The organism is Ruegeria sp. BB9 (assembly GCF_056539345.1).
This window is the reverse complement of the sequence record NZ_JBQFUU010000003.1, coordinates 155,669-182,643: the sequence shown is the minus strand read 5'-3', so window position 1 is coordinate 182,643 and position 26,975 is coordinate 155,669. Positions and strand designations below refer to the sequence as shown.

At 64.0% G+C, this 26,975-nt stretch carries 30 protein-coding genes; 20 read left to right on the top strand and 10 right to left on the bottom strand.

The features are described from left to right. Positions 1-72: 72 nt before the first annotated feature. From hutI to ACR0FC_RS11730, 8 genes are all read left to right on the top strand, one after another. Positions 73-1,281, top strand: a complete 1,209-nt coding sequence (gene hutI / locus ACR0FC_RS11765) for an imidazolonepropionase (protein ID WP_170341201.1) — start codon at positions 73-75, stop codon at positions 1,279-1,281. Further along, positions 1,278-2,816 carry a histidine ammonia-lyase gene (gene hutH / locus ACR0FC_RS11760; protein ID WP_170341202.1) on the top strand — a complete coding sequence of 513 codons (1,539 nt, stop codon included), beginning with the start codon at positions 1,278-1,280 and terminating at the stop codon, positions 2,814-2,816. The genes hutI and hutH overlap by 4 nt, the downstream gene beginning before the upstream one ends. Then, positions 2,813-3,628 (top strand): N-formylglutamate deformylase, encoded by an 816-nt coding sequence (hutG, locus tag ACR0FC_RS11755; RefSeq protein ID WP_170341203.1) that lies wholly within the window; start codon positions 2,813-2,815, stop codon positions 3,626-3,628. The genes hutH and hutG overlap by 4 nt, the downstream gene beginning before the upstream one ends. Continuing rightward, complete coding sequence (gene hutU, locus ACR0FC_RS11750; RefSeq protein WP_170341205.1) at positions 3,625-5,307, top strand: urocanate hydratase; 1,683 nt, start codon at positions 3,625-3,627, stop codon at positions 5,305-5,307. The genes hutG and hutU overlap by 4 nt, the downstream gene beginning before the upstream one ends. Before the next feature lie 72 nt (positions 5,308-5,379). Further along, positions 5,380-6,258 carry a phosphoserine phosphatase SerB gene (serB, locus tag ACR0FC_RS11745; protein WP_170341206.1) on the top strand — a complete coding sequence of 293 codons (879 nt, stop codon included), beginning with the start codon at positions 5,380-5,382 and terminating at the stop codon, positions 6,256-6,258. Positions 6,259-6,308: 50 nt separating this feature from the next. Next, positions 6,309-6,638, top strand: a complete 330-nt coding sequence (locus ACR0FC_RS11740) for an ArsR/SmtB family transcription factor (protein WP_170341208.1) — start codon at positions 6,309-6,311, stop codon at positions 6,636-6,638. Further along, positions 6,626-7,063: an SRPBCC family protein gene (locus ACR0FC_RS11735; protein ID WP_170341210.1), complete on the top strand. Its 438-nt coding sequence runs from the start codon at positions 6,626-6,628 to the stop codon at positions 7,061-7,063. Before ACR0FC_RS11740 ends, ACR0FC_RS11735 begins: the two co-directional genes overlap by 13 nt. 19 nt (positions 7,064-7,082) lie before the next feature. Next, positions 7,083-7,403: a YciI family protein gene (locus ACR0FC_RS11730; protein ID WP_170341211.1), complete on the top strand. Its 321-nt coding sequence runs from the start codon at positions 7,083-7,085 to the stop codon at positions 7,401-7,403. A gap of 3 nt (positions 7,404-7,406) precedes the next feature. Here the strand turns inward: ACR0FC_RS11730 and ACR0FC_RS11725 are convergent, their stop codons facing one another. Continuing rightward, on the bottom strand, positions 7,407-8,405 hold the full coding sequence (locus tag ACR0FC_RS11725) for an asparaginase (RefSeq protein ID WP_170341213.1): 999 nt from the start codon (positions 8,403-8,405) through the stop codon (positions 7,407-7,409). Between the two features lie 179 nt (positions 8,406-8,584). Between ACR0FC_RS11725 and ACR0FC_RS11720 the strand changes: the two genes are divergently transcribed. The 5 genes from ACR0FC_RS11720 (at position 8,585) to ACR0FC_RS11700 (ending at position 12,027) form a co-directional block, all read left to right on the top strand. Then, positions 8,585-9,118 carry an invasion associated locus B family protein gene (locus ACR0FC_RS11720; RefSeq protein ID WP_170341214.1) on the top strand — a complete coding sequence of 178 codons (534 nt, stop codon included), beginning with the start codon at positions 8,585-8,587 and terminating at the stop codon, positions 9,116-9,118. Between the two features lie 162 nt (positions 9,119-9,280). Further along, positions 9,281-9,448 carry a hypothetical protein gene (locus ACR0FC_RS11715; protein WP_170341216.1) on the top strand — a complete coding sequence of 56 codons (168 nt, stop codon included), beginning with the start codon at positions 9,281-9,283 and terminating at the stop codon, positions 9,446-9,448. 87 nt (positions 9,449-9,535) lie between these two features. Beyond that, positions 9,536-9,913: a lysozyme inhibitor LprI family protein gene (locus tag ACR0FC_RS11710; protein ID WP_170341218.1), complete on the top strand. Its 378-nt coding sequence runs from the start codon at positions 9,536-9,538 to the stop codon at positions 9,911-9,913. Positions 9,914-10,002: 89 nt separating this feature from the next. Beyond that, positions 10,003-11,190, top strand: a complete 1,188-nt coding sequence (gene rlmN / locus ACR0FC_RS11705) for a dual-specificity RNA methyltransferase RlmN (RefSeq protein ID WP_093964202.1) — start codon at positions 10,003-10,005, stop codon at positions 11,188-11,190. Between the two features lie 216 nt (positions 11,191-11,406). Continuing rightward, positions 11,407-12,027 carry a cytochrome P460 family protein gene (locus ACR0FC_RS11700; RefSeq protein ID WP_254437809.1) on the top strand — a complete coding sequence of 207 codons (621 nt, stop codon included), beginning with the start codon at positions 11,407-11,409 and terminating at the stop codon, positions 12,025-12,027. On the opposite strand, the gene ACR0FC_RS11695 is transcribed toward ACR0FC_RS11700, so the two are convergent. From ACR0FC_RS11695 to ACR0FC_RS11685, 3 genes are all read right to left on the bottom strand, one after another. Beyond that, the gene (locus ACR0FC_RS11695; protein WP_170341222.1) at positions 12,009-13,688 is read right to left on the bottom strand and encodes a U32 family peptidase; all 1,680 of its coding nucleotides are present in this window, start codon (positions 13,686-13,688) and stop codon (positions 12,009-12,011) included. The genes ACR0FC_RS11700 and ACR0FC_RS11695 overlap by 19 nt on opposite strands. An 84-nt stretch (positions 13,689-13,772) precedes the next feature. Continuing rightward, entirely contained in the window at positions 13,773-14,117 is a 345-nt protein-coding gene (locus ACR0FC_RS11690) for a hypothetical protein (RefSeq protein WP_170341224.1), read from the bottom strand. Continuing rightward, positions 14,114-15,043, bottom strand: coding sequence for a DnaJ C-terminal domain-containing protein (locus ACR0FC_RS11685; RefSeq protein WP_170341226.1), 930 nt, complete (start codon positions 15,041-15,043; stop codon positions 14,114-14,116). Before ACR0FC_RS11685 ends, ACR0FC_RS11690 begins: the two co-directional genes overlap by 4 nt. A 179-nt stretch (positions 15,044-15,222) precedes the next feature. Here ACR0FC_RS11685 and ACR0FC_RS11680 point away from each other — a divergent pair, with 179 nt between their 5' ends. Then, on the top strand, positions 15,223-15,606 hold the full coding sequence (locus tag ACR0FC_RS11680; RefSeq protein ID WP_093964407.1) for a hypothetical protein: 384 nt from the start codon (positions 15,223-15,225) through the stop codon (positions 15,604-15,606). A 3-nt stretch (positions 15,607-15,609) separates the two neighbouring features. Here the strand turns inward: ACR0FC_RS11680 and ACR0FC_RS11675 are convergent, their stop codons facing one another. Then, positions 15,610-16,716: a cystathionine gamma-lyase gene (locus tag ACR0FC_RS11675; protein WP_170341227.1), complete on the bottom strand. Its 1,107-nt coding sequence runs from the start codon at positions 16,714-16,716 to the stop codon at positions 15,610-15,612. 3 nt (positions 16,717-16,719) lie between these two features. After that, on the bottom strand, positions 16,720-17,562 hold the full coding sequence (locus ACR0FC_RS11670) for an LOG family protein (RefSeq protein WP_170341228.1): 843 nt from the start codon (positions 17,560-17,562) through the stop codon (positions 16,720-16,722). Between the two features lie 79 nt (positions 17,563-17,641). Between ACR0FC_RS11670 and ACR0FC_RS11665 the strand changes: the two genes are divergently transcribed. The 3 genes from ACR0FC_RS11665 to dapD all read left to right on the top strand — a co-directional run bounded on the left by ACR0FC_RS11665 (position 17,642) and on the right by dapD (position 20,151). Continuing rightward, positions 17,642-18,559 carry a threonine/serine dehydratase gene (locus ACR0FC_RS11665; protein ID WP_170341230.1) on the top strand — a complete coding sequence of 306 codons (918 nt, stop codon included), beginning with the start codon at positions 17,642-17,644 and terminating at the stop codon, positions 18,557-18,559. A gap of 45 nt (positions 18,560-18,604) precedes the next feature. Next, the gene (locus ACR0FC_RS11660) at positions 18,605-19,204 is read left to right on the top strand and encodes a GntR family transcriptional regulator (protein ID WP_170341231.1); all 600 of its coding nucleotides are present in this window, start codon (positions 18,605-18,607) and stop codon (positions 19,202-19,204) included. 119 nt (positions 19,205-19,323) lie between these two features. Then, positions 19,324-20,151, top strand: coding sequence for a 2,3,4,5-tetrahydropyridine-2,6-dicarboxylate N-succinyltransferase (dapD, locus tag ACR0FC_RS11655; protein WP_170341233.1), 828 nt, complete (start codon positions 19,324-19,326; stop codon positions 20,149-20,151). 73 nt (positions 20,152-20,224) lie between these two features. Here the strand turns inward: dapD and ACR0FC_RS11650 are convergent, their stop codons facing one another. Further along, on the bottom strand, positions 20,225-20,656 hold the full coding sequence (locus tag ACR0FC_RS11650; RefSeq protein WP_254437810.1) for a GFA family protein: 432 nt from the start codon (positions 20,654-20,656) through the stop codon (positions 20,225-20,227). A gap of 136 nt (positions 20,657-20,792) precedes the next feature. Here ACR0FC_RS11650 and ACR0FC_RS11645 point away from each other — a divergent pair, with 136 nt between their 5' ends. After that, on the top strand, positions 20,793-21,140 hold the full coding sequence (locus ACR0FC_RS11645) for a hypothetical protein (protein ID WP_093964213.1): 348 nt from the start codon (positions 20,793-20,795) through the stop codon (positions 21,138-21,140). Here ACR0FC_RS11645 and ACR0FC_RS11640 read toward each other — a convergent pair. Beyond that, on the bottom strand, positions 21,137-22,195 hold the full coding sequence (locus ACR0FC_RS11640) for a transporter substrate-binding domain-containing protein (protein WP_170341235.1): 1,059 nt from the start codon (positions 22,193-22,195) through the stop codon (positions 21,137-21,139). The genes ACR0FC_RS11645 and ACR0FC_RS11640 overlap by 4 nt on opposite strands. A gap of 200 nt (positions 22,196-22,395) precedes the next feature. Between ACR0FC_RS11640 and dapE the strand changes: the two genes are divergently transcribed. Beyond that, the gene (dapE, locus tag ACR0FC_RS11635) at positions 22,396-23,535 is read left to right on the top strand and encodes a succinyl-diaminopimelate desuccinylase (RefSeq protein WP_170341238.1); all 1,140 of its coding nucleotides are present in this window, start codon (positions 22,396-22,398) and stop codon (positions 23,533-23,535) included. Positions 23,536-23,600: 65 nt separating this feature from the next. Next, a complete protein-coding gene (gene rnr, locus ACR0FC_RS11630; protein WP_170341239.1) occupies positions 23,601-25,865 on the top strand; it encodes a ribonuclease R in 2,265 nt (754 codons plus the stop codon). Here the strand turns inward: rnr and ACR0FC_RS11625 are convergent. Both ACR0FC_RS11625 and ACR0FC_RS11620 read right to left on the bottom strand, forming a co-directional pair. After that, on the bottom strand, positions 25,856-26,242 hold the full coding sequence (locus tag ACR0FC_RS11625; RefSeq protein ID WP_170341241.1) for a DUF1801 domain-containing protein: 387 nt from the start codon (positions 26,240-26,242) through the stop codon (positions 25,856-25,858). The genes rnr and ACR0FC_RS11625 overlap by 10 nt on opposite strands. Further along, positions 26,239-26,937, bottom strand: a complete 699-nt coding sequence (locus ACR0FC_RS11620; protein ID WP_170341243.1) for a glutathione S-transferase family protein — start codon at positions 26,935-26,937, stop codon at positions 26,239-26,241. Before ACR0FC_RS11620 ends, ACR0FC_RS11625 begins: the two co-directional genes overlap by 4 nt. Between the last annotated feature and the right edge of the window lie 38 nt (positions 26,938-26,975).

Here is a 26,975-nt window from a genome sequence, read left to right as displayed (position 1 = left end):
TTTTTGTGTAGACTTTAATTTTTTACACGTATACGAAAAATTGAAACCCGAGGGGAGTCCAAAAGAATCGCGATGACCAGAAATTCGGTGATTTGTTGTCGGCGGGTCGCAACCATGGCGGATGGGGGTGCGTCCTATGGCTTGGTCGAAGACGCGGCGATTGCTGTTTCATCGGGCCGGATCCAATGGATCGGGCCGCACCGAGATCTGCCGCCGGATCACGCCGGCTGGCCGATCGTCGATTTTGCAGATCGGTTGATCACTCCGGGCCTGATCGATCCGCACACGCATGCGATTTTCGGGGGCAACCGGGCGGTTGAGTTCGAAATGCGGCTGAACGGGGCAACCTACGAGGAGATCGCGCGCGCCGGAGGGGGGATTCTGTCGACGGTCACAGCCACACGCGCCGCCAGTATGCAGGACCTGATCCATGAGGCACTGCCTCGCATAGACGCGCTGTTGGCCGAGGGTGTGACCTGCATTGAACTCAAGTCCGGCTATGGACTGGATCAGGACACCGAGCTGCGCATGTTGCGCGCGGCCCGAGAAATTGCAAAGCAGCGCCCGGTGCGGGTCCGGACCAGCTTTCTGGGCGCTCATGCAGTGCCGCCCGAATTCACAGGGCGTGCAGACGCCTATTTCGATACGGTCTGCATCCCGACCCTGCGCGCGGCCCATGCCGAGGGGCTGGTCGACGCGGTCGACGGGTTCTGCGAGGGCATCGCCTTCGATACGACTCAGATCGCGCGGGTGTTCGACGCCGCACGTGACCTGGGGCTGCCGGTCAAGCTGCATGCCGAGCAATTGTCAAATCTGGGCGGGGCCCGGCTGGCGGCGTCCTATGGCGCCCTGTCAGCCGATCATGTCGAATATCTGGACGCCGCCGGGGTGGCTGCCATGGCCGAGGCTGGAACGACCGCGGTTCTGCTGCCCGGCGCGTTCTACACGTTGCGGGAAACGCAGGTCCCGCCGATCGACCTGTTCCGCAAGGCCGGGGTGCCGATGGCCCTGGCCACCGATTGTAACCCGGGGTCCTCGCCGCTGACGTCGCTGCTGCTGGCGATGAACATGGGCTGCACCCTGTTTGGCATGACCCCGGCCGAGGCGCTGGCCGGGGTTACCCGCAATGCCGCCCGCGCGCTTGGGCTGGCCGATGCCGGCTCGATCGCGCCGGGCCAGCGGGCGGATATGGCCGTGTGGGACGTCTCTCACCCGGCCGAGCTGGCCTATCGGATCGGGTTCAACCCGCTGCACGCACGCATTTTCGGAGGGGAGGTATGAGCGCCCTGACCTTGGTTCCAGGGCAGGTCTCGCTGACCCAACTGGCGGACATCTACTGGAACGAAACGCCGGTGGTTCTGGATCAGGGCTGTCGCCCGGCTGTCGAGGCCGCTGCCGCCCGCATCGCCGAGGCCGCCGCCGGTGATCAACCTGTCTATGGCGTGAATACCGGGTTCGGCAAGCTGGCAAGCCTCAAGATCGCGGCCAAGGACACCTCGGCGCTGCAGCGCAACCTGATCCTCAGCCATTGCTGCGGGGTCGGCCCAGCGGTGCAGCGGCGGTTGGCGCGCCTGATGATGGCGCTCAAGCTGTTGTCCTTCGGGCGCGGCGCATCCGGTGTGCGGTGGGCGCTGGTGGACCTGCTGCAGCAGATGCTGGCCCGTGGCGTGACCCCGGTGATCCCGGCGCAGGGCTCGGTGGGGGCGTCGGGGGATCTGGCGCCGCTGGCGCATATGACGGCGGTGGTCATCGGCCAAGGCGAAGCCGAACTGGACGGTACGGTCATGCCGGGCGCCCAAGCCTTGAAAAAAGCTGGGTTAGAGCCTGTTCAGCTGGGGCCGAAAGAGGGCCTGGCCTTCATCAACGGCACCCAGTTTTCGACAGCCTACGCCTTGGCGGGCCTGTTCGAAGGCTGGCGCGCGGCGCAGAACGCGCTGGTCGTTTCGGCCGTTTCGACCGATGCCATCATGGGCTCCACCGCGCCGCTGCAGCCCGAGATCCATGCCCTGCGCGGCCATCGTGGCCAGATCGAGGCCGCCAGCGCCATGCGCGCCGTGTTGCAGGGTTCGGAAATCCGTGAAAGCCATCGCGAGGGCGACAGCCGCGTGCAGGACCCGTATTGCATTCGCTGTCAGCCGCAGGTCACCGGTGCCGCGATGGACGTGATCCGGCAGGCCGCCGCGACCTTGCAGACCGAGGCCAACGCGGCCACTGACAACCCGCTGGTGCTGTCCGATCCCGACATGATCGTCTCGGGCGGCAATTTTCACGCCGAACCGGTGGGGTTTGCCGCCGACATGATCGCGCTGGCCCTGTCCGAGATCGGTGCCATCGCGCAACGCCGGATCGCGCTGATGGTGGATCCCACGCTCAGCTTCGATCTGCCGCCATTCCTGACCCCCGATCCGGGCCTGAATTCCGGCTTCATGATCGCCGAGGTCACCACCGCCGCTCTGATGAGCGAGAACAAGCATCTGGCCAATCCGTGCGTCACCGACAGCACGCCCACCTCGGCCAACCAGGAAGATCACGTCTCGATGGCCGCCCACGGGGCGCGGCGTCTGACGCGCATGGTGAAAAACCTGAACCATATTCTGGGGATCGAACTGCTCTGCGCCGCCCAGGGCGTCGAGTTCCGCGCCCCGCTGGTCACCAGCGCGCCCTTGCAGCGGGTGATTGCGCGGCTGCGCGCCGATATCCCGCCTTTGGCGGAGGACCGGTACCTAGCCCCGGAGCTGGAGCAGGCCAAGGATCTTGTGGCCAGCGGCGCAATCCTGGGGGCGCTGGGCGTACCGCTGCCGGAGGTGACGGCATGACCGTGGTCGAGGTGCAGCGGGGGCAGGGCCCGATCGTGCTGGGCCAACCGCATGGCGGAACCTTCGTGCCCGAGGAGATCCACGTGCGCCTGAACCAGACCGGTCGGGCGTTGGCCGACACGGATTGGCACATTAACAGGCTCTATAAGGGGCTTTTGGGCGATGCGACGGTGGTTCAGTCCCGCGTGCACCGCTATGTGATCGACGCCAATCGCGATCCGGCGGACGTGTCGCTCTATCCGGGGCAGAACACGACGACCCTGGTGCCTCTGACCGATTTCGACGGGCGCCCCATATGGCTGGAAGGTCAGAAGCCGTCGGAAGATGAAATCGAGGAGAGGCGCGAGAAGTTCCACGCCCCCTACCACGCCGCGTTGCAGGAAGAATTGGAGCGGGTGCGGGCCAGGCATGGCGTGGCGATCCTGTTCGACTGCCACTCGATCCGGTCCCTGATCCCCTTCCTGTTCGACGGAGAGTTGCCGGTCTTCAACACGGGCACCAATGACGGCACCACCTGCGCACCCGAGGTCGCGCATGCGGTGGATGCCGTGGCCCATGCGTCGGGCTGTACCGCGGTGCTGAACGGCCGATTCAAGGGCGGCTGGACCACCCGGCACTATGGCCGCCCAGACAAGGGTATACATGCGATCCAGATGGAGATCGCCCAACGCGCCTATTTGGACGAGACCCCGCCCTGGACCTGGCGCGCGGACCGGGCTGAACGCCTGCGCCCGCACCTGCAAGAGATGCTTGACCGCCTGCTTGCCTTGGCCTTGTCGGGCGCACTGGCCGAAAAAGGAGCCCCGAAATGAGTGACCCGCGCAAGAACACCCGTGACGTCTTTCCACCGACCGGGCCGGACCTGAATGCCAAAAGCTGGCTGACCGAGGCCCCGTTGCGGATGCTGATGAACAACCTCCACCCCGACGTTGCCGAAAACCCGCACGAATTGGTGGTCTATGGCGGCATCGGCCGTGCGGCTCGAACCTGGAAGGATTTCGACACTATTGTGGCCAGTTTGAAGGATCTCGAGTCCGACGAGACCCTGATCGTGCAGTCCGGCAAGCCGGTGGCGATCATCCGCACTCACAAGGACGCGCCGCGGGTGCTGATCGCCAATTCCAACCTCGTGCCGCATTGGGCGACCTGGGATCATTTCAACGAATTGGATCGGAAGGGCCTGATGATGTACGGCCAGATGACGGCCGGGTCGTGGATCTACATCGGCACGCAGGGCATCGTTCAGGGCACCTATGAAACCTTCGCCGAGGCCGGGCGCCAGCACTATGGTGGTGACCTGACCGGGCGATGGATCCTGACCGGTGGGCTGGGCGGCATGGGCGGAGCACAGCCCCTGGCGGCAGTCTTCGCCGGGGCCTGCTGTCTGGCGGTGGAATGCAATCCTGACAGCATCGATTTTCGCCTGCGCACCAAATACCTGGATGAAAAGGCCGAAACGCTGGACGAGGCGCTCGCCATGATCGACCGCTGGACCAAGGCGGGCGCGGCGAAGTCCGTGGGTCTGCTGGGCAATGCGGCCGAGATCTTTCCCGAGATCTACCGCCGCATGGCCGCCGGCGGGATGCGCCCCGACATCGTGACCGACCAGACCAGCGCCCATGATCCGATCAACGGGTATCTGCCCTTGGGCTGGACCTTGGCGCAATGGCGCGAAAAGCGGGAAACAGACTCTAAATTAGTGGAAAAGGCCGCGCGCGCCTCGATGAAGCAGCATGTCGCGGCGATGGTCGATTTCTGGAACGCGGGCGTGCCGACGCTGGACTATGGCAACAACATCCGTCAGGTCGCGCAGGACGAGGGGCTTGAGAACGCCTTTGCCTTTCCCGGCTTCGTCCCGGCCTATATCCGCCCGCTGTTCTGCCGAGGCATCGGCCCGTTCCGCTGGTGCGCGCTGTCGGGCGACCCCGAGGATATCTACAAGACCGACGCCAAGATGAAGGAGCTGTTCCCCGAGAACGAGCATCTGCATCGTTGGCTGGACATGGCGCAGGAGCGGATCGCGTTTCAGGGCTTGCCCGCGCGGATCTGCTGGATCGGGCTGGGCGACCGGCACCGTGCGGGTCTGGCCTTCAACGAGATGGTCGCCAATGGAGAACTGAGCGCACCGGTCGTCATCGGACGGGATCATCTGGACAGCGGCTCGGTCGCCAGCCCAAACCGCGAGACCGAGGCGATGCTGGACGGGTCCGACGCCGTGTCGGACTGGCCGCTGCTGAACGCGTTGATCAACACCGCCAGCGGTGCGACCTGGGTGTCCCTGCATCATGGCGGCGGGGTCGGCATGGGCTTCAGCCAACACGCGGGCGTGGTGATCTGCGCCGACGGCACCGAGGACGCCGCGCGGCGGCTGGAGCGGGTGTTGTGGAACGACCCGGCCTCGGGCGTGTGGCGTCATGCGGATGCGGGGTATGACATCGCCAAGGACTGCGCCCGCGAACACGGGCTGCGCCTGCCAGGCATTCTGGGGTAGCGGCGCGGAATTGGCCTCTGGCGGAAATGCTGCGCCTGCGATATGCGCAGGTCAGGCTGCCGGAGGATCAAGATGTACGTTGCCACCCTGTTGACCAACCCCAAGACGCCGTCGCTGGACGGGGCGCTGATCGACTCGTTGCGCAATGCCTGGGGCGGGGGCGACATCCAGTGGCTGAGCCCCGACGAAGCGGCCGAATTTGCCCTGCCGGCGGTTCCGGCCAACCGCTGGGATGTCTGGGCCGATCTGCAGAAGCTGGGCGTCGATCTGGTGGTGCAACCGGCCGAGGGCCGCCGCAAGAAGATGCTGCTGGCCGATATGGACAGCACGATGATCCAGCAGGAATGCATTGACGAACTGGCTGACGAGGCCGGGGTGGGCGAGCGGGTCAAGGACATCACCGCTCGCGCCATGAATGGCGAGCTGGATTTCGAAGGCGCGTTGACCGAGCGGGTGGGCCTGCTTAAGGGGCTGGACGTATCGGTGATCGACCGGGTGCTGAACCAGCGCATCACCTTGATGCCGGGCGGCCGCGAACTGGTCGCGACGATGCGGGCCAATGGCGGGTATGCCGCGCTGGTCTCGGGCGGGTTCACCGCGTTCACGGCCCGCGTGGCCGAGTTGCTGGGTTTTGACGAGAACCGCGCCAACACGCTGCTGGCGGAGGACGGCAAGCTGACCGGAGACGTGCAGCGCCCGATCCTAGGCCGCCAGGCCAAGGTCGAGGCGCTGGAGCAGATCTCGGCCCGGCTGGGCATTTCCGAGGCCGAGGTGATTGCCGTGGGCGACGGTGCGAACGATTTGGGCATGCTGGACCGCGCCGGGACGGGGGTGGCCTTGCACGCCAAACCCTCGGTCGCCGCGCAATGCGACGTGCGCATCAACCATGGCGACCTGACCGCGCTGCTGTATCTGCAGGGATTTGCCCGATCGGATTTTGCGCAGGGCTGATCCGACGATTTCAGGTTTCCATTGTTTAACATTCATGTTAATCAATGGGCATGAACACGCTGCTCGATGCCTTTTCGGCCCTGTCCGACCCGACCCGATTCACGATCGTTGAACAACTGATGGATCAGGGCGAACTGCCCGCAGGCGACCTTGCCCAAGGCAAGGGCATGTCCGGTGCGGCCATATCCCGGCACCTGAAGGTGCTGCGGCAGGCCGGGCTGGTGAACCAGCGCGTGAACGGCACCCAGCGCATCTATTCGATCCGCTCCGAGGGGCTGCGGGCGATTGCCGAATGGACCATCTCGAAACGCAAGTTCTGGGAGGCCAGCCTGAACCGCCTGGGCGACATTCTGCAGGAGGACTCCTCATGGCCGACCTGAAGCTGGTGCGTGACTTTCCGGTCAGCGCCGAAACCCTGTTCGCCTGGATCAGCGACGGAACCAGATTGTTGCAGTGGTGGGGGCCCGAAGGGGTCGAGGTGCCGGAGCACGATCTGGATTTCTCGCGCCTAGGTCCGTGGTATTCGGTCATGGTCAATCGCGAGGGGCAGCGTTTCAAGGTGTCCGGGCATGTGACCCATGTGGACCCACCGAACTCGGTCGGGTTCACCTGGGGCTGGCATGACGACCAGGACCAGCGCGGCGCCGAGAGCCATGTGAAGCTGGCGGTCGAGCCGACCGACACCGGAGCGCGCCTGATCCTGGATCACCGCGATCTGGGCGATGACGACGTCTCGGCCAATCATGAAAGCGGCTGGACTTCGTCGCTGCGCAAGCTGGAAGCCCGGCTTGCCAACCCCGTCTGACCAAAAGGGAGACCAGAAAATGCCTCAGTACCTGTTTGTCTATCACGGCGGCACCACGCCGACCGACCCGGCCGAGATCGAAGCCACCATGGCCGCCTGGGGCGCGTGGTTCCAGAACATGGGGCCGGCGCTGGAAATCCCCGGCAACCCGGTAGGCCAGTCCCATACCGTCAGCGCCGATGGCGTGGCCGGCAATGGCGGGCCGAACCCGGCCTCGGGCTTTACCGTCGTCAAGGCCGACAGCATCGAAGCCGCCACCGACATGGCCAAGGGCTGCCCCATGGTGGTCAACGGCTCGGGCTCGGTCGAGGTGGCCGAGATCCACGAGATCGAGATGTGACCCTCAGCCGGGGAAACCCGGCGCGGGGCGGATCACGCCGCATTCCAGCCCGCGGCGGCTGTATTGCGTGGCGTTCATGAATTTGCGCGTGGCCGGGTGATCGGCCTCGAGCACGCCGAGGCTGACGAGAATGGCGGCGATGGCACACTCGCTGGCGCGGGTGGTGCCATCGGTGATCTTCAGCGCCACACCCATCTTCTTTTCCGGGATGATCGCGACGAACACGGCCTCGGCCCCGGTCTTGATCGCGGCACGGCCGTTCATCACCCGCATCAGTTCGGTGCAGGCGCGGGTTTCGCCCGCCACCAGCTCGGGGTGGGCGACCATCGCCCGGGTCAATTGCAGGGCCGCGTCGCTGGCCCGGTCCGACCGGTCGCCGGCCGAGGCAAACCACGCCATCGACCGCGCCAGTCCCACCAGAGAAGTGGCGAAATTGGGCGCCGAGCAGCCGTCGATCCCGTAACAGGGGCTGTCCTCGCCCGTGGTCTCTTCGAAGGCAGACAGGCAGGCCTGCTGCACGGGGTGGTCGATCTCGATATATTCGGGGCCTGCACCCATGTGCCGGGCCAGGGTCAGGAACCCGCAATGCTTGCCCGAACAGTTGTTGTGGATCTGGCAGGGGGTGTCGTCGGCCAGGATCAGGCCGTCGCGTGCGGCCATGTCGGCCGGCTCCTGCGGGCCGCAGCGCAGATCGGGCTCGGACAGGCCCAGGTGATCCAGCCAGGCGGTCACGCGCTCGGTATGGATCGCCGCGCCGTTGTGCGAGGCGCAGGCCAGCGCCAGATGCTCGGAGCCCAGCCCGTATTTGGCCGCCGCGCCCGAGGTGATCAGCGGCAGCGCCTGGATCATCTTGGCCGACGACCGCGGATAGATCACCGCGTTCGGATCGCCCCAGCTGCGCACGATCTGACCGCTGTCGTCGCAGATCACCGCATGGCCCAGATGAAGGCTCTCCAACAGCGGTCCGCGCCACAGTTCGGTCATCGGTACTGGCTGCGTCATGTCGTCCCTCCGGAATGTGCGCAAAATTCTGCCAATCGCCCTTTCGCCTGTGGCGAAACCTGCGTTAGTGTGTGTATGTCGGCAATCATCCGGATGCGCAACTGCAACAGACGGACCGTCAGGGTTCGCGGCCTTCCGGGATGGAGTTGAGGTGTGGGTCGAGCTAGGAGGCTGAACAAATGAAAACAATGCTCGCCCGCGTATGCGCGGGCCTTTGTGTGGCAGGGATGGCCACGACAGCGATCGCCCAGCAGGCGACCAGTACGAACCGTGTGTCCGCTCAGACTGATTGGAGCGTGTTCGTCGAAGACGATCCGACCGAGTGCTGGAGCGTATCCGCCCCCAAGGAGACCGTGAATACCCGCGGTGGCCGTGTGGTATCGGTGCGTCGCAGCGACATTTTGCTGTTCGTGTTTTATCGCCCCAACGCCGAGGTCAAAGGTCAGGTGACATTCACCGGAGGCTACCCATTCGCCCCCGGGTCCACGGTGAATCTGGAAATCGACGGATCCGAGTTCGAACTGTTCACCGAGGGCGAGTGGGCGTGGCCCGCCAGCGCTACGGATGATGCAAAGATCGTCACGGCGATGAAGCGCGGGACCGAGGCCGTGCTGACTGCGCGATCCGAACGCGGCACCCAGACCAAGGACACGTTCTCGTTGCTGGGCTTTACCGCAGCCATCGAAGACGCCGAGAAGCGCTGCACCAAGTAACTGCCCAACCAGTCCAGATCTCATGCCCCGCCAAAATGGCGGGGTTTTGCGTTTTTGTGCCGCCCGTTTACGCAACGTCCGCACCAAAACTTGATCCGCATCAAGGCTGACGGACTCGATTTCTGAACCAATCGGTTCAGACAACGAAGAAGGAGTCCAGACATGTCGACCAAACCCCTTGTTGCGGTTCTGATTGTTGCAGCAGCAACTCTGAGCGCGTGCGAGAAATCCACCGAAACCTATCCGGTCACGGGCGAGCAATGCGGCCCGAATGATCCGGTCAAGACACTGGATGCCGAGGACTGTTACATCCCGCAGGCCGGGGTGTGATCGCCCGCTGAACCTAAATCGTGCCCAAGCCTGGCCGCTGTGCTAAGCTCTGTCTGAAACCGTGGGTAGACAGGCGAGGAGACGGACATGCGTTGGGTTTGGGTGGCAATTCTTCTTCCGGTATCGGCATTTGCAGACCCTGCGCTGGAATGTGCCGATGCCGGATCTCAGGTCGAGATCGGGACATGCGTCGGTCGGGCCGAAACCAATGTCGAGGCCGCGTTGGTCGTGGCCTTTGGGTTCGCGGTCGATGCGGCGAAGGAACTGGACGAAGTGACGGGCCGGGCTGTCGCCTTGCCGGCGCTTGAGACTTCTCAAGAAGCCTGGAAGACTTACCGCGATGCGCAGTGCGAAGCAGTTGGCGCGTCTTTTGGTGGTGGATCCGGAACTGGCATTGCAATCACCTCGTGCCGAGTCGAGTTGGGGCGGGCCCGTGTCACCGAGCTGTTGCGGTTCCTCGACTGACATTCGGACAGGTTCTCACGAATCCTTTTGATCTTTGGCGGCGTTCCTATATAGAGGCGCATCCCAAGCCAGAACGCCCGAGAACCACAATGTCCGCCAAAGCGCCGATCACCCAGGATGTCATGACCATTCCCCGCAAATTGCCCGAGGGAAAGATCAACCTTGTTGGCCTGACCCGCGACCGGCTGCGCGAAGTTCTGATCGAACATGGGACGCCTGAAAAGCAGGCCAAGATGCGGGTGAACCAGATCTGGCAGTGGATCTATCAATGGGGCGTGCGCGATTTTGATCAGATGACCAATCTGGCCAAGGCCTATCGCGCGCAGCTGGCCGAGCATTTCGTGATCGAAATCCCCGAGGTGGTTACCCGCCAGGTCTCGGAGGACGGTACCCGCAAGTACCTGGTGCGCATCGCCGGTGGGCACGAGGTCGAGGTCGTCTACATCCCCGAAGAGGATCGCGGCACGCTGTGCATCTCGTCGCAGGTGGGCTGCACGCTGACTTGTTCGTTCTGCCACACCGGAACGCAGAAGCTGGTGCGCAACCTGACCGCCGCTGAGATCATCGGTCAGGTGATGATGGCGCGTGACGATCTGGACGAATGGCCGACCCCGGGCGCGCCCAAGAACGAAACGCGCCTGCTGTCCAACATCGTGCTGATGGGCATGGGCGAGCCACTGTACAATTTCGAGAACGTCCGCGACGCGATGAAGATCGCGATGGATCCCGAGGGCATTTCCCTGTCGCGCCGGCGGATCACTCTGTCGACCTCGGGCGTGGTACCCGAGATCGCCCGCACGGCGGAAGAGATCGGTTGCCTGCTGGCGATCTCGTTCCACGCCACCACGGACGAGGTGCGCGATGTTCTGGTCCCTATCAACAAGCGTTGGAACATCGAGGAACTGCTGCAGGCGCTGGCCAGCTATCCCAACGCGTCGAATTCTGAGCGGATCACCTTTGAATACGTGATGCTGGACGGCGTGAACGACAGCGACGAGGATGCGCATCGCCTGATCGACCACATCAAACGCCACGACATTCCGGCCAAGATCAACCTGATCCCGTTCAATGAATGGCCGGGCGCGCCCTACAAGCGCAGCTCGAACAACCGGATCCGGGCCTTTGCCAACATCATCTATCAGGCCGGGTATGCCTCGCCCATCCGCAAGACGCGGGGCGAGGACATCATGGCCGCCTGCGGCCAGTTGAAATCGGCCACCGAGCGCGCCCGCAAATCGCGCCGCCAGATCGAGGCCGAGGCCGGGCTGAAAGGTTGATCTGACGCCCGCGGGTTCGCGGGCAAATGGTGTGTGATTCTACGGCCGGATTTGGTAGTCTTGATCCATGAGAGGTGCGCGGTTGCGCGCACGTAAAATCTGCGCACAAGACGGTGAGTTGGACAGTCCGGTTCTGGTGCGTTTCGTCCAGTCCGCTCATATTTGTCGGGGAAATCTGCGGAATTCAGGCAAGCCTTGAACAGGGTGGGCCAAAACATGAACGCACTGACGAACCTGTCCACGATCTGCATGACCGCAGCATTGGTAGCCTCGTGCGTCGCCATTGCATGGGCGCAATCCAACGAGTCCGAGGCGCATCTGGCGATCGAGAACCCGGCGGACCTGAGCAAAGAAGACGCGCGGCAGCATTATCGCACCCTGAAGAAACAGATGGATCGCGGCTATGCCACCGCGCATCTGGATCAACTGATGAATTATCAGAACTGGCCGTTGTTCAACGACGCGCCGTACCTGTCGGCCACGCATGGGCAGCGCTACGTCAACAGCTATGCCAACCGGATGGCCCACAATTACGGCACCTTGCAACCGGGTGAAAAGCTGCCCGTGGGCTCGGTTCTGGCCAAGGACAGCATGACCGTCACGGATGAGGGCCGGGTGCATCCCGGCGCCTTGTTCGTGATGGAGAAACTGCCTGAAGGCAGCAGCCCCGACACCGCCGACTGGCGCTATGTCATGGTGATGCCCGACGGATCGCTGTTCGGCGACACGATGGGGGATCGCGCGGGGGCGGTTGCCTATTGCCATGTCTGCCACGAAGCGGTCGCCGACCGCGACTATACGTTCTTCGTGCCCGAGGATTACCGCGTCGGCAACTGATCGCGGGCCGCGTCGCCGGGCAGCTTCAGGGCGGCGGCCTCGCGCCGGCTGAGCTGCTCTCCCTGCTTGCGTTTCGACAGAACCTCGCGCGCCAGGGCGTATTTGTCATCCTGCCAGAAGATCAGACAGCCGTTGCACCCCTTGCCGCAACAGCCCTCGGTGCCCACGCGGTTGGTCTTGAACCGGCGCGCGGTGCCGTCCTGGCCGATCTTCTCCACCAGTTGGTCCCGGCGGCGGGCATAGGCGGTAGGGTTGTCGCGCCCCGAAGTTTCCAACCCCTGCACCAGCTTGTCAAAACGGATGCGGCTCCAATGTTCGTCGGTCAGGGCGCGTTCCTTGCGCAGGACCGAATATACCGGGAAACGGGCGCGCAGGTCGTCGGGGTCTTCGTGATCGAACAGGGAAAACGGCAGGCGGATCACGGTTTTCGTGCTGCCATGCACCACGTCCAGCTTGGCGCCGTCGCTGGCGCGTTCAAATTCGTAGACGCGCAGCAGGACCGTCTCGCGCGAGATGGGCGAGACGAAATCCAGCACGTCGCCGGGTTCAAGCTTGTTCTTCACCTCGACCAGGAAGGCATCCTCGGTCACGTCGGTCACCAGTCCGGCATATTCCCACTGGGCGATGGTCGCGGTGTGCTCGTAATCATGCGCGTAATTGGTCAGCCGCCCTTCGTGAAAGGCCAGCGTGTAGCCGCGGTTTCCCACGGTCTCCAACTCTCGCATATACGGCTTCGGGTCCCAGTTCTCGGGGTCGGCATAGTAGTCGTCTATGGCCATGCGATAGGCGCGCGCGACGATGGCGGCATAGTATTCCGACTTGCCGCGCCCTTCGACCTTGAGACTGTCGACGCCGATCTTCAGATATTCGTCCAGCTTGGGCATGATGCACAGATCGCGCGAATTGAGGATGTACGAGCCGCGATCATCCTCTTCGATCGGCATCAATTCACCCGGGCGGCAGCCTTCTTCCAGCAGGAATTCGAACAGGTTGGCGTTTTCCTCGGTGATCCGCAGGTCTTGATGGGTGCCGTCCTTCAGGCGCAGCTTCAGCGCATAGTTCCAGCGGCAGGAATTGGCGCAGTTGCCCTGGTTGGCGCCACGTTCCGCCATGAAATTCGACAGCAGGCAGCGGCCCGAATAGGTCATGCACATGGCGCCGTGCACGAAGGCCTCAAGTCGGATGTTGGGGCATTTCTCGCGGATTTCCACCAGTTCGGGGTAGGAAACCTCGCGCGCCAGCACCACCAGTTCGGCCCCCTGATCCTGCCAGAACTTCACCGACAGCCACGAACAGATATTGGCCTGGGTCGAGATATGCAGCGGCAGTTCGGGCGCGCGGTCGCGCACATACTGGAACACGCCGGGGTCCGCGATGATCAACCCGTCGGGCCGTACCTTGCGCACGGTGTCGATGTATTCATCCAGCTTGGGGATGTCCTTGTTGTGCGAGAACAGGTTCAGTGTCAGATAGGCGCGGCGTCCATGCGCGTGGCAGAACTCCACCCCTTCGATCACCTCGTCCAGCGAAAACTCGGACTTGGTGCGCAGGGACATGTCGGGCGTGCCCAGATACACCGCATCCGCCCCGTACAGGACGGCCAGTTTCAGCTTGCGCAGATTGCCCGCAGGCATCAGCAATTCCGACTTGGTCCGTGTCATCGCAGCACCCGGTTCTGAATCGATGGCGCCTTCTAAGGCAAAACCACCGAGTCCAGAAGGGCAAACCTGCCTTGCAGACAGGTCCTAGCCGCGGCGGAACCGCGCTGTTCCGATCCGTTCGACCAGCTGGCTGCGGACCGGGTCGGGTTGGGCGTCGATGGCGCGCAGCACCTCGCGCAGTTCTGCCCGCAGGCCGTGCATCTGGTCGATCAGCGACAGCACCATCGACAGGGCGTCGGGCTCCATCTCGTACTGGTCATCCAACTCGCAAGCCAGTTGCAGGCGCGCCATGTCCAGCCGCTCGTAGACCAGCCCCTGGTCGGACTGGCGCGGGATCACGATCCGGGCGGACAGGAACCGGGACAACCGCTCTGATGTCAGGTTCTGGACGGCTTCGATCAGTTCGGCTTCGGTCAGAGAACGGGTCATGCCGGCATTCCTTTCCGCGGGTCATAGCTGTGCGACTTGCGCCAGTTCTGCATGAACTGCTTCAGTTCGTCGTCGATCTTGTCGGGCAGCACCACGCTCAGCTCGATCAGCTGGTCGCCGCGTTTGTCCGAGCCGCGTTTCCTGACGCCTTTGCCGCGCAGGCGCAGGGTCTTGCCGCTGCTTGTGCCCTCGGGCACGGTCACGTTCACGCGGCCGTCGATCGTGGGCGCGGGGACCTTGCCGCCCAGAACGGCCTCGTCGATGGTGATCGGCAGGGTGATGCGGATGTCGTCGCCCTCGCGCTTGAACACCGGGTGTTCGGCCACGCGGATCGTGACCAGCGCGTCGCCCGGCGGCCCCTCGCCATAGCCCGGCGCGCCCTTGCCACGCAGGCGGATGGTCTGGCCGTCGGTGATGCCGGCAGGGATCTTCACCTCGATCCGGTCACCACTGGGCAGGGTAAGCTTTTGCGTGGCGCCAAAGACGGCATCCAGGAAGCTGATCTGCAGGCTGTAGTTCACGTTGTGACCGGGCGCATGAAACTCGCGCGCACGCCCCCCGCTGAAGCCACCGTTGCCACGGTTGCCGAAGAACTGGGCAAAGATATCGGACATGTCGTCGTCCTCAACCCCGCCACCCGCGCGATAGGGGTTGCCCGCGGTTTCCGCATATTCGCGGTAGTATTGCTGCTGCGGGCGCTCCTGGCCCGAGGCGTCGATCTCGCCCCGGTCGAATTTTGCCCGGGTTTCGGGGTCCTTCAGCAGGTCATAGGCTGCGGCGGCGGCCTTGAACTTGGCCTCGGCCTTGGCGTCCCCGGGTTTGAGGTCCGGGTGGCAGTCCTTGGCGATGCGCCGGTAGGCTTTCTTGATTTCGGCGGCACTGGCGTCTTTCGAGACGCCCAAGACCGAATATGGATTGTCGCTCATATATCTCTCGTTTCTGATGGGGTTCGCCAGTGGATGTTGTTGGCAGTTAACCCTTCAGATTGTGCCGTGTCATGTAATTTCAACAGGACCGAATACCGAGGAGATTGAATTTTCTCGAAAAATTCCGGCATCCTGATAATATCCGCATGTTTCGAACTGTTGCGGATGGAGTCAAACGCATGTCACGCAGAATCAAGTCGGCCCTGGCCCTGTTGGCGGGCAATGCCATCGGTCTGTTGCTGGCCAGCCTGTTGCTGACCGGCTTTTCGATCAAACCGGTGTCCTTCATCGTGGTGGTGATCGTGTTCACCCTGGTTCAGGTCGTGGCCGAGCCATTGATCCTGAAGATCGGGGAAAAGAACGTGCCGGCGCTGAAGGGCGGCATCGCGCTGGTGGTCACATTCGTGGGCCTGCTGATCACCGATCTGGTCGCCGCAGGGCTGACCGTGGGCGGGATCTCGAACCTGCTGGCGGCGACGCTGCTGGTGTGGCTGGGCGCCTTGATCGCGGGGGTTCTGCTGCCGATCTATGTGTTCACCGAACTGCGCGAGCCCAAGAAATAAGGCTCAGGCCAGTGCAGTCAGGCTGTCGTTCAGAGCCTGCCACAGCTCGTCCACCGGCTCGCACCCGACCGAAAGTCGCACGAATCCGGGATCGACTTGATCCCCCCAACGCGCGCGCCGCTCGGCCGAACTGTGCACGCCACCAAATGACGTGGCCGGGCGCAGCAGCGGGCAATTATTGATGAACCCTTCGGCCTGGTCTTCAGAGGCCAGCGTGATCGTCAGCAGAAAGCCGAACCGCGTGGTCTGTTTGCGGGCCAGATCATGGGACGGGTCCGACGGCAGGCCGGGATAGCGGATCTGTGTGACCGCCGGATGATCGGCCAGCCGTTCGGCCAGAACCTGCGCCGAGCTGCACATGCGATCAAACCGGACATCCAGCGTCTCCAGCCCGCGATGCAACAGCCAGGCTTCGTGCGGGCCGGGGATCGCGCCCGAGACGCGGCGCCATTCTTCGACCCGCTCCACGATCTGGGCATCGCGACTGGCCACATGCCCCATCAGCAGGTCGGAATGCCCGCCCATCGCCTTGGTGTCCGAGGCGACGACGATGTCGATGCCCAGATCCAGCGGGCGCTGTCCCAGCGGGGTCAGCGTCGTGTTGTCGGCGATGGTGATGCCACCCGCTGCGCGCACGTCGCGGGCCACCTGCGCTAGGTCGATCATGTCGAGCCCGGGGTTGGACGGGCTTTCGACGAAGACAACATCGAACCCGTCGAACCCGCCCTGCGCGAAGGCGGTCGTTGGGCGCTCTTCGACCGACACGCTCAACGGGGCGAGGAACCGGTCGGCCAGCAGGCGGGTGACATAATACCCGTCCGACGGGATCAGGATGCGCGACCCCGCCCGCACGGTGGCGAACAACGCCGCCGAAATTGCACCCATGCCGGACGGAAAGATCAGGCAGGGTGCGTCTTCGAGATGCGCCAGCACATGCTCGACCTGCGTCCAGGTCGGGTTGTCCACACGGCCATAGGTCGGGTGCCCGTCCGGCGCGCCGGGCAGGTGGAACATGCTGCTTTGGGTCAGCGGCAGCGCCACCGGTTCGCCTTTGCTCAGGGCATTGCCGCGCAGATGCAGCATCTCACCGGTCTTGGAGGTGCGCGCCATCGCTCAACGCCCCGGTATGTCGTCGCGCGGCGGGGCGGGCTCCCAGCGCTCGATAATGTCGACCGCCTCCTGCGCGGTATCGACAAAGCGGAACAGGTCCAGATCCTCTTCGGAAATGGTCCCGGCATCGGCCAGCGCTTCCCAATTGATCACCCGCTCCCAGAACTCGCGCCCGAACAGCAGGAACGGCACGCGCTCCATCCGACCGGTCTGGATCAGGGTGAGGGATTCGAACAACTCATCCATCGTGCCGAACCCGCCGGGGAAGATGGTGATCGCGCGGGCGCGCATCAGGAAATGCATCTTGCGTATGGCGAAATAGTGGAAATTGAAGCTAAGCTCAGGGGTGACATAGGCATTGGGCGCCTGCTCGTGCGGCAGCACGATGTTCAGCCCGATCGAGCAGCCACCGGCATCCTTGGCGCCGCGATTTCCAGCCTCCATCACGCCGGGGCCACCGCCGGTGACGATGACGTTCTCGCGGCAACCGCTCTGCTTGGATTTCTCGGTCATCAGCCGGGCGAATTCGCGCGCCTCGTCATAGTATTGCGACAGACCGGCCAGCGTGGCCGTCCGGGCGTTGTCCTTTTTCGCCGGTTCCGGGATTCGCGCGCCGCCGAACATCACGATGGTCGACGTGATCTGGCGTTCGGCCATGATCATTTCGGGCTTCAGCAGTTCCAGTTGCAGACGCACGGGCCGCAGTTCCTCGCGGCACAGGAAATCGTCATCGGCAAAGGCCAGCCGGTACGAGGGCGAGCGTGTCTGCGGCGTGTCGGGGACTTCGCTTGCGGTCGAGCGGTCGGTATGCGCATCGCGGAAAGGGCTGAGGCGGTCTTCTCTCATTGCTGGGGGTTCCCTGCTTGCGTGTTTTTCAAACAGCTATAGGGTTCGCGGGCAGAGTGCCAGTCACGGAAAGACGAGAATGGATTGGAAGACTGAAATTTCGGCCGCAGCCGAACGCATCAATGGCCACGCGCAGGTGACACCGGTCATGACAAGCGACGCGCTGGGACTGGCGCAGCCGGTCGAGATGAAGCTGGAGCATTTCCAGCACACCGGCAGTTTCAAGGCGCGCGGCGCCTTCAATACCCTGCTGAGCACGGATGTGCCCGCGGCCGGAGTGGTGGCGGCGTCGGGCGGGAATCACGGTGCGGCTGCGGCCTATGCCGCGCGGGCGCTGGGCCATCCGGCCAAGATCTTCGTGCCCGAGATGGCCGGTCCGTCCAAAATCGCCCTGATCGAACGGATCGGCGCCGATCTGAGCGTCGTGCCGGGTGAATATGCCAATGCCCTGTCGATGGCGCGTGAACACGAGGCCCGCACGGGCGCGATGCAGATCCATGCCTATGACGCGCCGGCAACGGTGGCCGGGCAGGGCACCTGTTTCGCCGAATGGGACAGCCAGGGCCTGCAGGCCGATACCGTATTGGTGGCGGTGGGCGGCGGTGGGCTGATCGCGGGCGCGCTGGCCTGGTTTCAGGGCGCGCGCAAGGTCGTTGCGGTCGAGCCGGCAACCTCATGTGCCTTGAACGCGGCATTGCAGGCCGGAACGCCCGTGGATGTGTCCGTTTCCGGCATAGCCGCCAACGCGCTGGGTGCGCGGCGGATCGGCGACATCTGCTTTGGGCTGGCGCAGGGGATGACGTCGGTGCTGGTCAGCGATGACGCCATCGCCGAAGCGCAGCAGCGCCTGTGGCAGGCGCACCGCATTCTGGTCGAGCCGGCGGGGGCGACGGCCCTCGCGGCTCTGACTTCGGGCGTCTACACGCCGGAACCGGGCGAACGGGTCGCGGTTCTGGTCTGCGGGGGCAATATCGCACCTGACCCTCTGACCGTCTGAATTTGCGCCTTGAGGGCCGGGCCTTGGGATTATAGATAAAATCTCATGACCGCCACGATTGCAGATTCCATCTATGACCGGCTCAGCCAGCGCATCATCACGGGCGAGCTGCCTGCGGGTGAGAAACTGCGGCAGGACCACATCGCGCGGGCGTACGACACCAGCCATGTCCCGGTGCGCGAGGCGCTGTTGCGGCTTCAGGCGCATGGTCTGGCCCACAGCGAACCACGGCGCGGCATGCGCGTCACCGCGCTAGACCCGGCTGAGGTGCGCGAAGTAATCGAGATGCGCGTGGCCCTGGAATCGTTGGCCCTGCAACATGCGATCCAGAATTTGACACCAGCGGATCTCAAGGCGGCCGACAAGGCCCGCATCGCCTGCGACGAGGCGCAGGACATGCCCACATGGGAAACCCGAAACCGCGCCTTTCATCGGGCGATCCTGACACCCTGCGCGCGGCCGCGCCTGTTGCATACGATCGACGATCTGCATATCGCCAGCGCCCGCCATCTATTCGCTCATTGGCGTCACCGCTGGGTCCAGCGGAAAGACACCGACCACGCCGCCATCGTGCAGGCGATGAAGCGCCGCGATACCGCCACGGCCACAGCGATTCTGGTGCGCCATATCCGCCGCGCCAGCTGAGGCCGACGGGTTTTGGCACCTGGTGGCCGCAAATGGCCCCGCCAACGTCGCATTGCGCATTGGCCCCGGCTTTCATATAGGCAACACCAACCAAACGAGAGTCAGCACGGAGTTACCCCATGTCCAACGCCCAACTGGAAACCGCCATCGAGGCCGCATGGGAGGCCCGCGACACGATCACGCCCGCCACCACCGGCGAACAGCGCGAAGCGATCGAGGACACGCTGAACGCGCTGGACAGCGGCGCTCTGCGAGTCGCGGAGAAGCAGGCCGATGGCAGCTGGCATGTGAACCAGTGGGCCAAGAAGGCGGTCTTGCTGGGCTTTCGCATCAAAGACATGGAAATCCAGTCCGGCGGCCCGCAGGACGGCGGCTGGTGGGACAAGGTCGACAGCAAGTTCGTCGGCTGGGGTGAGAACCAGTGGCGCGCGGCCGGTTTCCGTGCGGTGCCCAACTGCGTGGTGCGCAAGTCGGCCTATATCGCGCCGGGCGTGGTACTGATGCCGTCTTTCGTGAACCTCGGCGCCTATGTGGACGAAGGCACCATGGTCGATACCTGGGCCACCGTCGGGTCCTGCGCGCAGATCGGCAAGAACGTGCACCTGTCGGGCGGCGTCGGCATCGGCGGCGTGCTGGAACCCATGCAGGCCGGTCCGACCATCATCGAAGACAACTGCTTCATCGGTGCCCGCTCCGAGGTGGTCGAGGGCTGCATCATCCGGGAAGGCTCGGTTCTGGGTATGGGCGTCTACATCGGCCAGTCCACCAAGATCGTCGACCGCGAGTCGGGCGAGGTCTTCTATGGCGAGGTGCCGCCTTATTCGGTGGTGGTCTCCGGTTCGATGCCGTCGAAGAACGGGATCAACCTGTACTGCGCGGTGATCGTGAAGCGGGTGGATGAAAAGACCCGCTCGAAGACCGGGATCAACGAGCTGCTGCGCGATTGATCGCAGACATTATTCAACGTCTCAAAGGTCGCGGCTCTGGTCCGCGGCCTTTTTTTGTTTGGCAGGGTCGGACCTATCCCGCCTCGTAGTCGGCGAGATCCTCGGGCGCGTGCAGTAGGGTGCTTTCGTATTTCGGCAAGTCATCGCGCAGATCCAGCCAGGGCAGCTTGCTTTGATAATTGACGTGAAAGGTTGGCGCAAAGTCCGAAGGGTCTTCCAGCGAGGCCGCGTACAGGTGCATCCCGCCCTCATAGTGGTCGGCCTCGAACCCCATGGGAGAGCCACACGTGGCGCAGAAATGCCGCTGGACGCCTTTCGAACTGGCGAAACTACGCGGTGTTGCGGCGGTCCATCGGAAATTGCGCAAGGGTACGCCCAACCACGCGACCACGGGCGCGGCGCAATTGCGGCGGCAATCGTCACAATGGCAATAGCAGCTCCAGGTCTCGGCGCCCTCAAACTCCCAGCGGGTTTCACCGCACAGGCAGCGGCCGCGTTTGGTCATGATGTCCTCCGTCGTTTTTCGGGACCAGTCTGACTGGACGGTGGGCTTGAGCGCGTCAAAAAACGACACGGCATCCGGGAACCGCGTCCAGCTGCCATGCTTGACCATCGACCACCCCCCGGCTAAGGCCCACGGCATGGAAAAGCAAAAGAAACCCTCGCGCCAGCAGGTCTATACTCTGTTGGTCCAGATTGGCCGCAAGGATGGCGACGGCCTGCCCGAAGGCGCCACCGGCGCGGCGCTGATGTGCTATGCCAGCGGCGTGGACGAGGCCGAGGCCGTGCGCGAAACCGTGGCCATTCTCAAGCAGGCCGATACGGCTCCGCTGGACGTGACCGGCTATGGCACCCTGGCCGAGCGCGAGGCGCAGGGGCACGAGATCGACCCCGACGAACGCGCTCTGATGCAGAGGGCGCTTGAGGAAAATGCGGTTATTGTTGCGCAGATGACGCCCTTCTTCGGCGACAAGCCCGAAGGCGCCTAGCGGCGCGTGCCGAACCACTTGCGATAGATCTGGTCATAGGTGCCATCTTCGCGGAGGCCCAGAAGCGCCTGGTTCACATCCTCGACCAGAGGTGACCCGGTCGGGAAGACCATGCCATAGTTTTCGCGCAGGAAGACGCCGCCGGTCATCGCCGCAATCTTGCGGCCTTCATGTGCAGCGAAATACGACAGGATCGGTGCGTCGAACACGACGGCATCCAGGTCCCCATCCCTGAACGCAGTCAACATGCTATCCAGGTCTTCGTACCCGGTGAATTCGACCTCGCGCCGGTTCAGGAAACTGGCTGCGGTCGAACCCGAGATTGTCCCGACCTGTTTGCCGTACAGATCGTTGACCGAGTTGATGTTGCTGGTGATCGCATCCACCGTCATGACAGAGGTTATCCGCGCGGTGAAAACCGACACGATGAACAGCGAGGATACGACCAAGATCACACCCAGAACTCGCCCGAACGGGGTCCGGGGCATCCGCTCTTCAAATCCGCCATTGACCACCAGATTCAATGCCCACCAGAAGGATGGGAACCAGGCCTCGTTCAGGTCGCGGTCGAAATAGGGTTGGGACCGACGTTCGAATCCCCACATCAGCATTCCGCCACCCAGCAGGATGGCAAAGGCCAGCCCGATGGCGATGAACAGTTCGCGCGACAGCAGTGCCTGCATCAGGGACGGGCTGCGCGCTGCGTCTGATGGTACCATGATCTGAAGGCCGGCCTCGAAAATCGGCTGGCTGAAATCCATCCGGGCTTCACGGCCTGCGGTGATCGAAATGTTCGCGATGGCCATGTCGGCTTCGCGGTTTTCGACCGCTGACAGCATGTCCCCGAATGCGTCGACACGAACGACCGTGTATTCCCAGCCCAGTTCTTCAGCCAGCGCGGCCAGCAGGTCCATAGAGAAGCCGGTGTCCTCGCCCTCATCCACATACGAGAACGGAGGACGCTCCACCGTCGTGACCGTCAGGGTTTCGGCTTGGCTGTGTTGTGCAAAGACCGCGTAGGTCAGGCAGATCAATGCGAAAAGGGCGCGCGTCATGGCTGGTTCACCTGTTTCGCGGCGCTCTAGCGCAATTTGCCATGGCGCGGCAAGGTCGTCGCGAGGTCATCGACCGGGATTTCTTTTTGGCGTTTTTTCAGGCTGGGCGACCGGAAAACCGCCGATCGGGGTTGGCATTGCGGCCAATTCGTTGAATCTGTGCGTGAACCCACATCCTGCCGACCCTGCGAGGCCCCTGAATGACCGACCCCGTAAACCTGACCGCAGACCTGATCCGTTGCCCCTCGGTCACACCCGAGGAGGGCGGGGCGCTGGTTCTGCTGGAAGATATCCTGACGCGGGCCGGTTTCACCTGCACGCGGGTGGACCGCGGCGGCGTCTGCAACCTGTTTGCCCGGTGGGGCGACAAGGGGCATGCGCGCAGCTTCGGGTTCAACGGCCATACCGACGTGGTGCCGGTGGGCGACGAGGCCGCATGGACCCGCCCGCCTTTCGGCGCGGAAATCCATGATGGCATTCTGTACGGCCGGGGCGCGACCGACATGAAATCGGGGGTGGCGGCCTTTGTCGCGGCCGCGGTGGATTTTGTGCGCGACACCCCGCCCGACGGGGCGATCATCCTGACCGTTACGGGGGACGAGGAAGGCGATGCGGTGGACGGCACCACCGCGCTGCTGGACTACATGCAGGCGCAGGACGAGCGGATGTCGGTCTGTCTAGTGGGCGAGCCGACCTGCCCCAACGAGATGGGCGAGATGATGAAGATCGGTCGCCGCGGGTCGATGACCGCGTGGTTCGAGGTGACGGGCGTACAGGGCCATTCGGCCTATCCGCATCGCGCCAGGAACCCGCTGCCCGCGCTGGCGCGGCTGATGGATCGGCTGGCCAGTCACGAGCTGGATCGGGGGACGGACCATTTCGACGCTTCGACCCTGGCCGTGGTCACGATGGACACCGGCAACGCGGCCACCAACGTCATTCCGGCCCAGTGCCGTGGGGCGGTGAACATCCGGTTCAACGACCTGCATTCGGGCGCCAGCCTCAGCGACTGGCTGAAGGCGCAGGCGGCCGACGTGGCGGCCGAGTTTGGCGTGCAGATCGATACGCGGATCAAAGTTTCGGGCGAAAGCTTCTTGACCCCTCCGGGGCCGCTGTCGGATCTGGTCGCCCGGGCCGTCGAGGCCGAGACCGGCCGTCGGCCCGAGCTGTCCACCACCGGGGGCACCTCGGACGCGCGGTTCATCAAGGACCACTGCCCCGTGGTCGAGTTCGGCCTGGTCGGACGCACCATGCACCAGGTGGACGAATCCGTCCCGGTCGAGCAGATCCGCCAGCTCAAGGCGATCTATGCCCGGATCCTGGCCGACTATTTCGCCTGAGCGATTGATGCGCCCGGCCACTTTTTGGTCATGACGCGGTCGTATCGGCGTGCTAGGCGGAAATCATGAAACGCATACCGACCAAGCAGGAGATCTTCGACTGGATCTCGGCGAACCCCACGCTCACCTCGAAACGCGACATTGCCAAGGCCTTTGGCATCAAGGGCGCGGACCGGATCGACCTGAAACGGATCCTCAAAGAGCTTGAGGCCGAGGGGCATCTTGAAAAGCGCAAGCGCAGCTATCGCGACCCGGACCGCCTGCCGCCGGTCAGCGTGCTGCAGGTCAAGGCGCCGAATGCCGATGGCGACCTGTTTGCGCGGCCGCTGGAATGGCATGGCGAAGGCGTCGAGCCGATCGTGCTGATCATTCCGCGTGCCAGCGACCCGGCGCTGGGTGAAGGTGACCGCATCCTTGCCCGCCTGACCCAGGTGCATGAAGAAGACCACAATTACGAGGCCCGCCTGATCCGCCGCATCGGCGCCAATCCACGCCGGGTCGTGGGGATTTTCCGCAAGGGCGCCGAGGGCGGGCGGATCGTGCCCATCGACAAGGCCGGATCGACCGAATGGCTGGTGGCCGAAGACGCGGCATTGGGCGCCAAGGATGGCGAATTGGTCGAGGCCGAGCAGGCGGGGCCGAAAAATCGTATGGGGCTGCCGCGTGCGCGCATCGTCGAGCGGCTGGGCGATCCGTCCGCGCCCAAGGCGGTGTCGCTGATCGCGATCCACCAGCGCGGCATCCCGGATGATTTTCCCGATGACGTGATCGCCGAGGCCGACCGGGCCAAGCCCGTCGGGCTGAAAGGGCGGGAGGATCTGCGGGACATCCCTCTGCTGACCATCGACCCATCGGACGCGCGCGACCATGACGACGCCTGCTATGCCCATGCCGATGACGACCCGAAAAACCCGGGCGGTCATGTGATCTGGGTCGCCATTGCCGATGTGGCCGCCTATGTGCGCCCCGGCAGTGCGCTGGACCGGGAGGCGCGCAAGCGGGGCAATTCAACCTATTTCCCTGACCGCGTGGTGCCGATGCTGCCCGACCGTCTGTCGGGCGATCTGTGTTCGCTGCACGAAGGCGTGCCGCGCGCCTGTATCGCGGTGCGGATGCGGATCGATGCAAACGGCAACAAGATCGACCACCGCTTTGTGCGGGGGCTGATGCGCTCGGCCGCGTCTCTGCATTATGCCGAGGTGCAGGAGGCTATCGACGGCACCCCCAATGACCGGACCGGCCCGCTGCTGGAGAGCGTTCTGAAGCCGCTCTATGCCGCATATGGCGCGCTGAAGACGGCCCGCAACGAACGCCAGCCGCTGGACCTGGACCTGCCTGAACGCAAGATCGTGCTGAACGACAAGGGCGAGGTCGAAAGCGTGGCCTTCCGCGAACGGCTGGATGCGCACCGGCTGATCGAGGAATTCATGATTCTGGCCAACGTGGCCGCGGCCGAGACGCTGATCGCCAAGCGCAGCCCGCTTCTGTTCCGGGTGCACGAGGAACCCGCGCCCGAAAAGCTGGAAAGCCTGCGCGAGACGGCGCAGGCCGCCGGGCTGAATCTGGCCAAGGGGCAGGTGCTGCAGACCCGTCACCTGAACGCGCTGTTGAATGCCGCCGCCGGCACCGAGGATGCCGAGCTGATCAATCTCAGCACCTTGCGGTCGATGGCGCAGGCCTATTACAGCCCGGAAAATTTCGGGCATTTCGGGCTGGCGCTGCGCAACTACGCGCATTTCACCTCGCCCATCCGTCGCTATGCCGACCTGATCGTGCACCGGGCGCTGATCTCGGCCCATGGCTGGGGCAAGGACGGGCTAACCGCCGACGAGATCGAGCGTCTGGAGGAGACCGCCACCCACATCTCGGACACCGAGCGCCGCTCGATGATGGCCGAGCGCGACACGACCGACCGCTATCTGGCGGCCTATCTGAGCGAGCGCGTCGGCAACGAGTTCACCGGCCGCATCAGCGGCATCGCCCGGTTCGGGGCCTTTGTCAAACTGGACGAAACCGGGGCCGACGGGCTGGTGCCGGTGCGGTCACTGGGGCGCGAGTTTTTCCACTTCGACGCCGAGGCTGGCACCCTGATGGGAGCCGATACCGGCCTGACCATCGCCATCGGCCAGCGCGTCACCGTGCGCCTGACCGAGGCCACGCCGGTAACTGGCGGGCTGGAGTTGGAGCTGCTGTCGATCGAAGATCAGGCCATGCCGCGCGGCGGCGGTCGTGGCAAGTCGGGTCGTCCGACACGGCGCAAGGCGGTCAGCACCAAGCGCAAGAAGGACAAGATCAAGCGCAAGGTCGAGCGCAAGCGCCGTCAGCGGTGATAGGTCAACGCCCGGGCGATCAGCCATCCATGCCTGACGGGGTCGATCTTTCCGACCTCGTCGAACAGGATGGCGCGATTGCCGTCAATCCTGTCAGCGCCGGGAAAGGCCGAGGTAAACTCACCGATAAGCCGGGTCTGGCAGTGGACAAACAGGGCAAACCGGGCGGACGTGTGCCCGCCCAGCCTGATTGTCGTGCCCTTGGGGCTCAGATAGGCCGGCTGGCCCCATCGCAGAGCCTCGGTCACCGAAACCGCCGGCTGAAGTTCCTGCGCGGTGGCGAGGACCAGATCGCGCAAAACCAGAGCTCCGCGCCTGGTGTCCGCGGCGAATGCCTCGTAGGCAGACGCCACGTTGGGGTCATCGAAACTTCTCATGGCAGGGGGATCGCCTGTTCCATCCGGTCAACATAACTGTTCAGCAGCGTATCCTGTTTGATGCGCCGGGTCAGCCGGGTATCGGCCGGAGTGGCCCGCATCGCAGCCAGCATCGGGCCGACGCTGAGGTCGGCCGAAGTGGGGTGATCCCCCAAAAGATACGGGGCCTGCCACAGATAGGCTGAGATCGCCTCGAGGTCGCGTTCGACCCGTGCCATCCGTTCGGCCTCGGAGAAGCGTCCGATCCCTTGCGACCGAAGGCCTTTCAAGACCGATTTACGGACCGAGTTCGAGATCGGGCGTCGGACGATTCGGGGAATCTCATAGAAGAAGGTGTCGCGCAGAACTGGCCAAACCTCGTCGTTGGCCCAGCGGTCCATGACAATCTGGAAATACAGATGTTCCTCGGCCATGCGGATCAACGCGCGGGACTGGCCCTTTTGCACATCGCTCAGGCCACCGTCGAATTCGGCGCCCTGCGCGTCCAGCCAGTCGCGAATCTGGTCGCTGTCTGGCACCAGGCGTTCGGGTGTGCGCAAAACCGGCAACTTGCTGTGCGGCATCTGTCGCGGATCGACCATGTCCGAGCGGCGCCAATGCAGCCCGGCCAGCTGCAGCATATAGGCGGTTTTGACGCAAAAGGGGCTGGCGCTGAAAAGTCCGAAAGCGGAAGGGTAGGTAAGAAGGGTCAACATAATTGGGCTCCGAAATTGGGGTGCCGCCGGTCTAACGC

Coding starts and splice junctions, on each gene's coding strand:
- hutI (WP_170341201.1), top strand. CDS start 73: ATGACCAGAAATTCGGTGATTTGTTGTCGGCGGGTCGCAACCATGGCG.
- hutH (WP_170341202.1), top strand. CDS start 1,278: ATGAGCGCCCTGACCTTGGTTCCAGGGCAGGTCTCGCTGACCCAACTG.
- hutG (WP_170341203.1), top strand. CDS start 2,813: ATGACCGTGGTCGAGGTGCAGCGGGGGCAGGGCCCGATCGTGCTGGGC.
- hutU (WP_170341205.1), top strand. CDS start 3,625: ATGAGTGACCCGCGCAAGAACACCCGTGACGTCTTTCCACCGACCGGG.
- serB (WP_170341206.1), top strand. CDS start 5,380: ATGTACGTTGCCACCCTGTTGACCAACCCCAAGACGCCGTCGCTGGAC.
- ACR0FC_RS11740 (WP_170341208.1), top strand. CDS start 6,309: ATGAACACGCTGCTCGATGCCTTTTCGGCCCTGTCCGACCCGACCCGA.
- ACR0FC_RS11735 (WP_170341210.1), top strand. CDS start 6,626: ATGGCCGACCTGAAGCTGGTGCGTGACTTTCCGGTCAGCGCCGAAACC.
- ACR0FC_RS11730 (WP_170341211.1), top strand. CDS start 7,083: ATGCCTCAGTACCTGTTTGTCTATCACGGCGGCACCACGCCGACCGAC.
- ACR0FC_RS11725 (WP_170341213.1), bottom strand. CDS start 8,405: ATGACGCAGCCAGTACCGATGACCGAACTGTGGCGCGGACCGCTGTTG.
- ACR0FC_RS11720 (WP_170341214.1), top strand. CDS start 8,585: ATGAAAACAATGCTCGCCCGCGTATGCGCGGGCCTTTGTGTGGCAGGG.
- ACR0FC_RS11715 (WP_170341216.1), top strand. CDS start 9,281: ATGTCGACCAAACCCCTTGTTGCGGTTCTGATTGTTGCAGCAGCAACT.
- ACR0FC_RS11710 (WP_170341218.1), top strand. CDS start 9,536: ATGCGTTGGGTTTGGGTGGCAATTCTTCTTCCGGTATCGGCATTTGCA.
- rlmN (WP_093964202.1), top strand. CDS start 10,003: ATGTCCGCCAAAGCGCCGATCACCCAGGATGTCATGACCATTCCCCGC.
- ACR0FC_RS11700 (WP_254437809.1), top strand. CDS start 11,407: ATGAACGCACTGACGAACCTGTCCACGATCTGCATGACCGCAGCATTG.
- ACR0FC_RS11695 (WP_170341222.1), bottom strand. CDS start 13,688: ATGACACGGACCAAGTCGGAATTGCTGATGCCTGCGGGCAATCTGCGC.
- ACR0FC_RS11690 (WP_170341224.1), bottom strand. CDS start 14,117: ATGACCCGTTCTCTGACCGAAGCCGAACTGATCGAAGCCGTCCAGAAC.
- ACR0FC_RS11685 (WP_170341226.1), bottom strand. CDS start 15,043: ATGAGCGACAATCCATATTCGGTCTTGGGCGTCTCGAAAGACGCCAGT.
- ACR0FC_RS11680 (WP_093964407.1), top strand. CDS start 15,223: ATGTCACGCAGAATCAAGTCGGCCCTGGCCCTGTTGGCGGGCAATGCC.
- ACR0FC_RS11675 (WP_170341227.1), bottom strand. CDS start 16,716: ATGGCGCGCACCTCCAAGACCGGTGAGATGCTGCATCTGCGCGGCAAT.
- ACR0FC_RS11670 (WP_170341228.1), bottom strand. CDS start 17,562: ATGAGAGAAGACCGCCTCAGCCCTTTCCGCGATGCGCATACCGACCGC.
- ACR0FC_RS11665 (WP_170341230.1), top strand. CDS start 17,642: ATGGATTGGAAGACTGAAATTTCGGCCGCAGCCGAACGCATCAATGGC.
- ACR0FC_RS11660 (WP_170341231.1), top strand. CDS start 18,605: ATGACCGCCACGATTGCAGATTCCATCTATGACCGGCTCAGCCAGCGC.
- dapD (WP_170341233.1), top strand. CDS start 19,324: ATGTCCAACGCCCAACTGGAAACCGCCATCGAGGCCGCATGGGAGGCC.
- ACR0FC_RS11650 (WP_254437810.1), bottom strand. CDS start 20,656: ATGACCAAACGCGGCCGCTGCCTGTGCGGTGAAACCCGCTGGGAGTTT.
- ACR0FC_RS11645 (WP_093964213.1), top strand. CDS start 20,793: ATGGAAAAGCAAAAGAAACCCTCGCGCCAGCAGGTCTATACTCTGTTG.
- ACR0FC_RS11640 (WP_170341235.1), bottom strand. CDS start 22,195: ATGACGCGCGCCCTTTTCGCATTGATCTGCCTGACCTACGCGGTCTTT.
- dapE (WP_170341238.1), top strand. CDS start 22,396: ATGACCGACCCCGTAAACCTGACCGCAGACCTGATCCGTTGCCCCTCG.
- rnr (WP_170341239.1), top strand. CDS start 23,601: ATGAAACGCATACCGACCAAGCAGGAGATCTTCGACTGGATCTCGGCG.
- ACR0FC_RS11625 (WP_170341241.1), bottom strand. CDS start 26,242: ATGAGAAGTTTCGATGACCCCAACGTGGCGTCTGCCTACGAGGCATTC.
- ACR0FC_RS11620 (WP_170341243.1), bottom strand. CDS start 26,937: ATGTTGACCCTTCTTACCTACCCTTCCGCTTTCGGACTTTTCAGCGCC.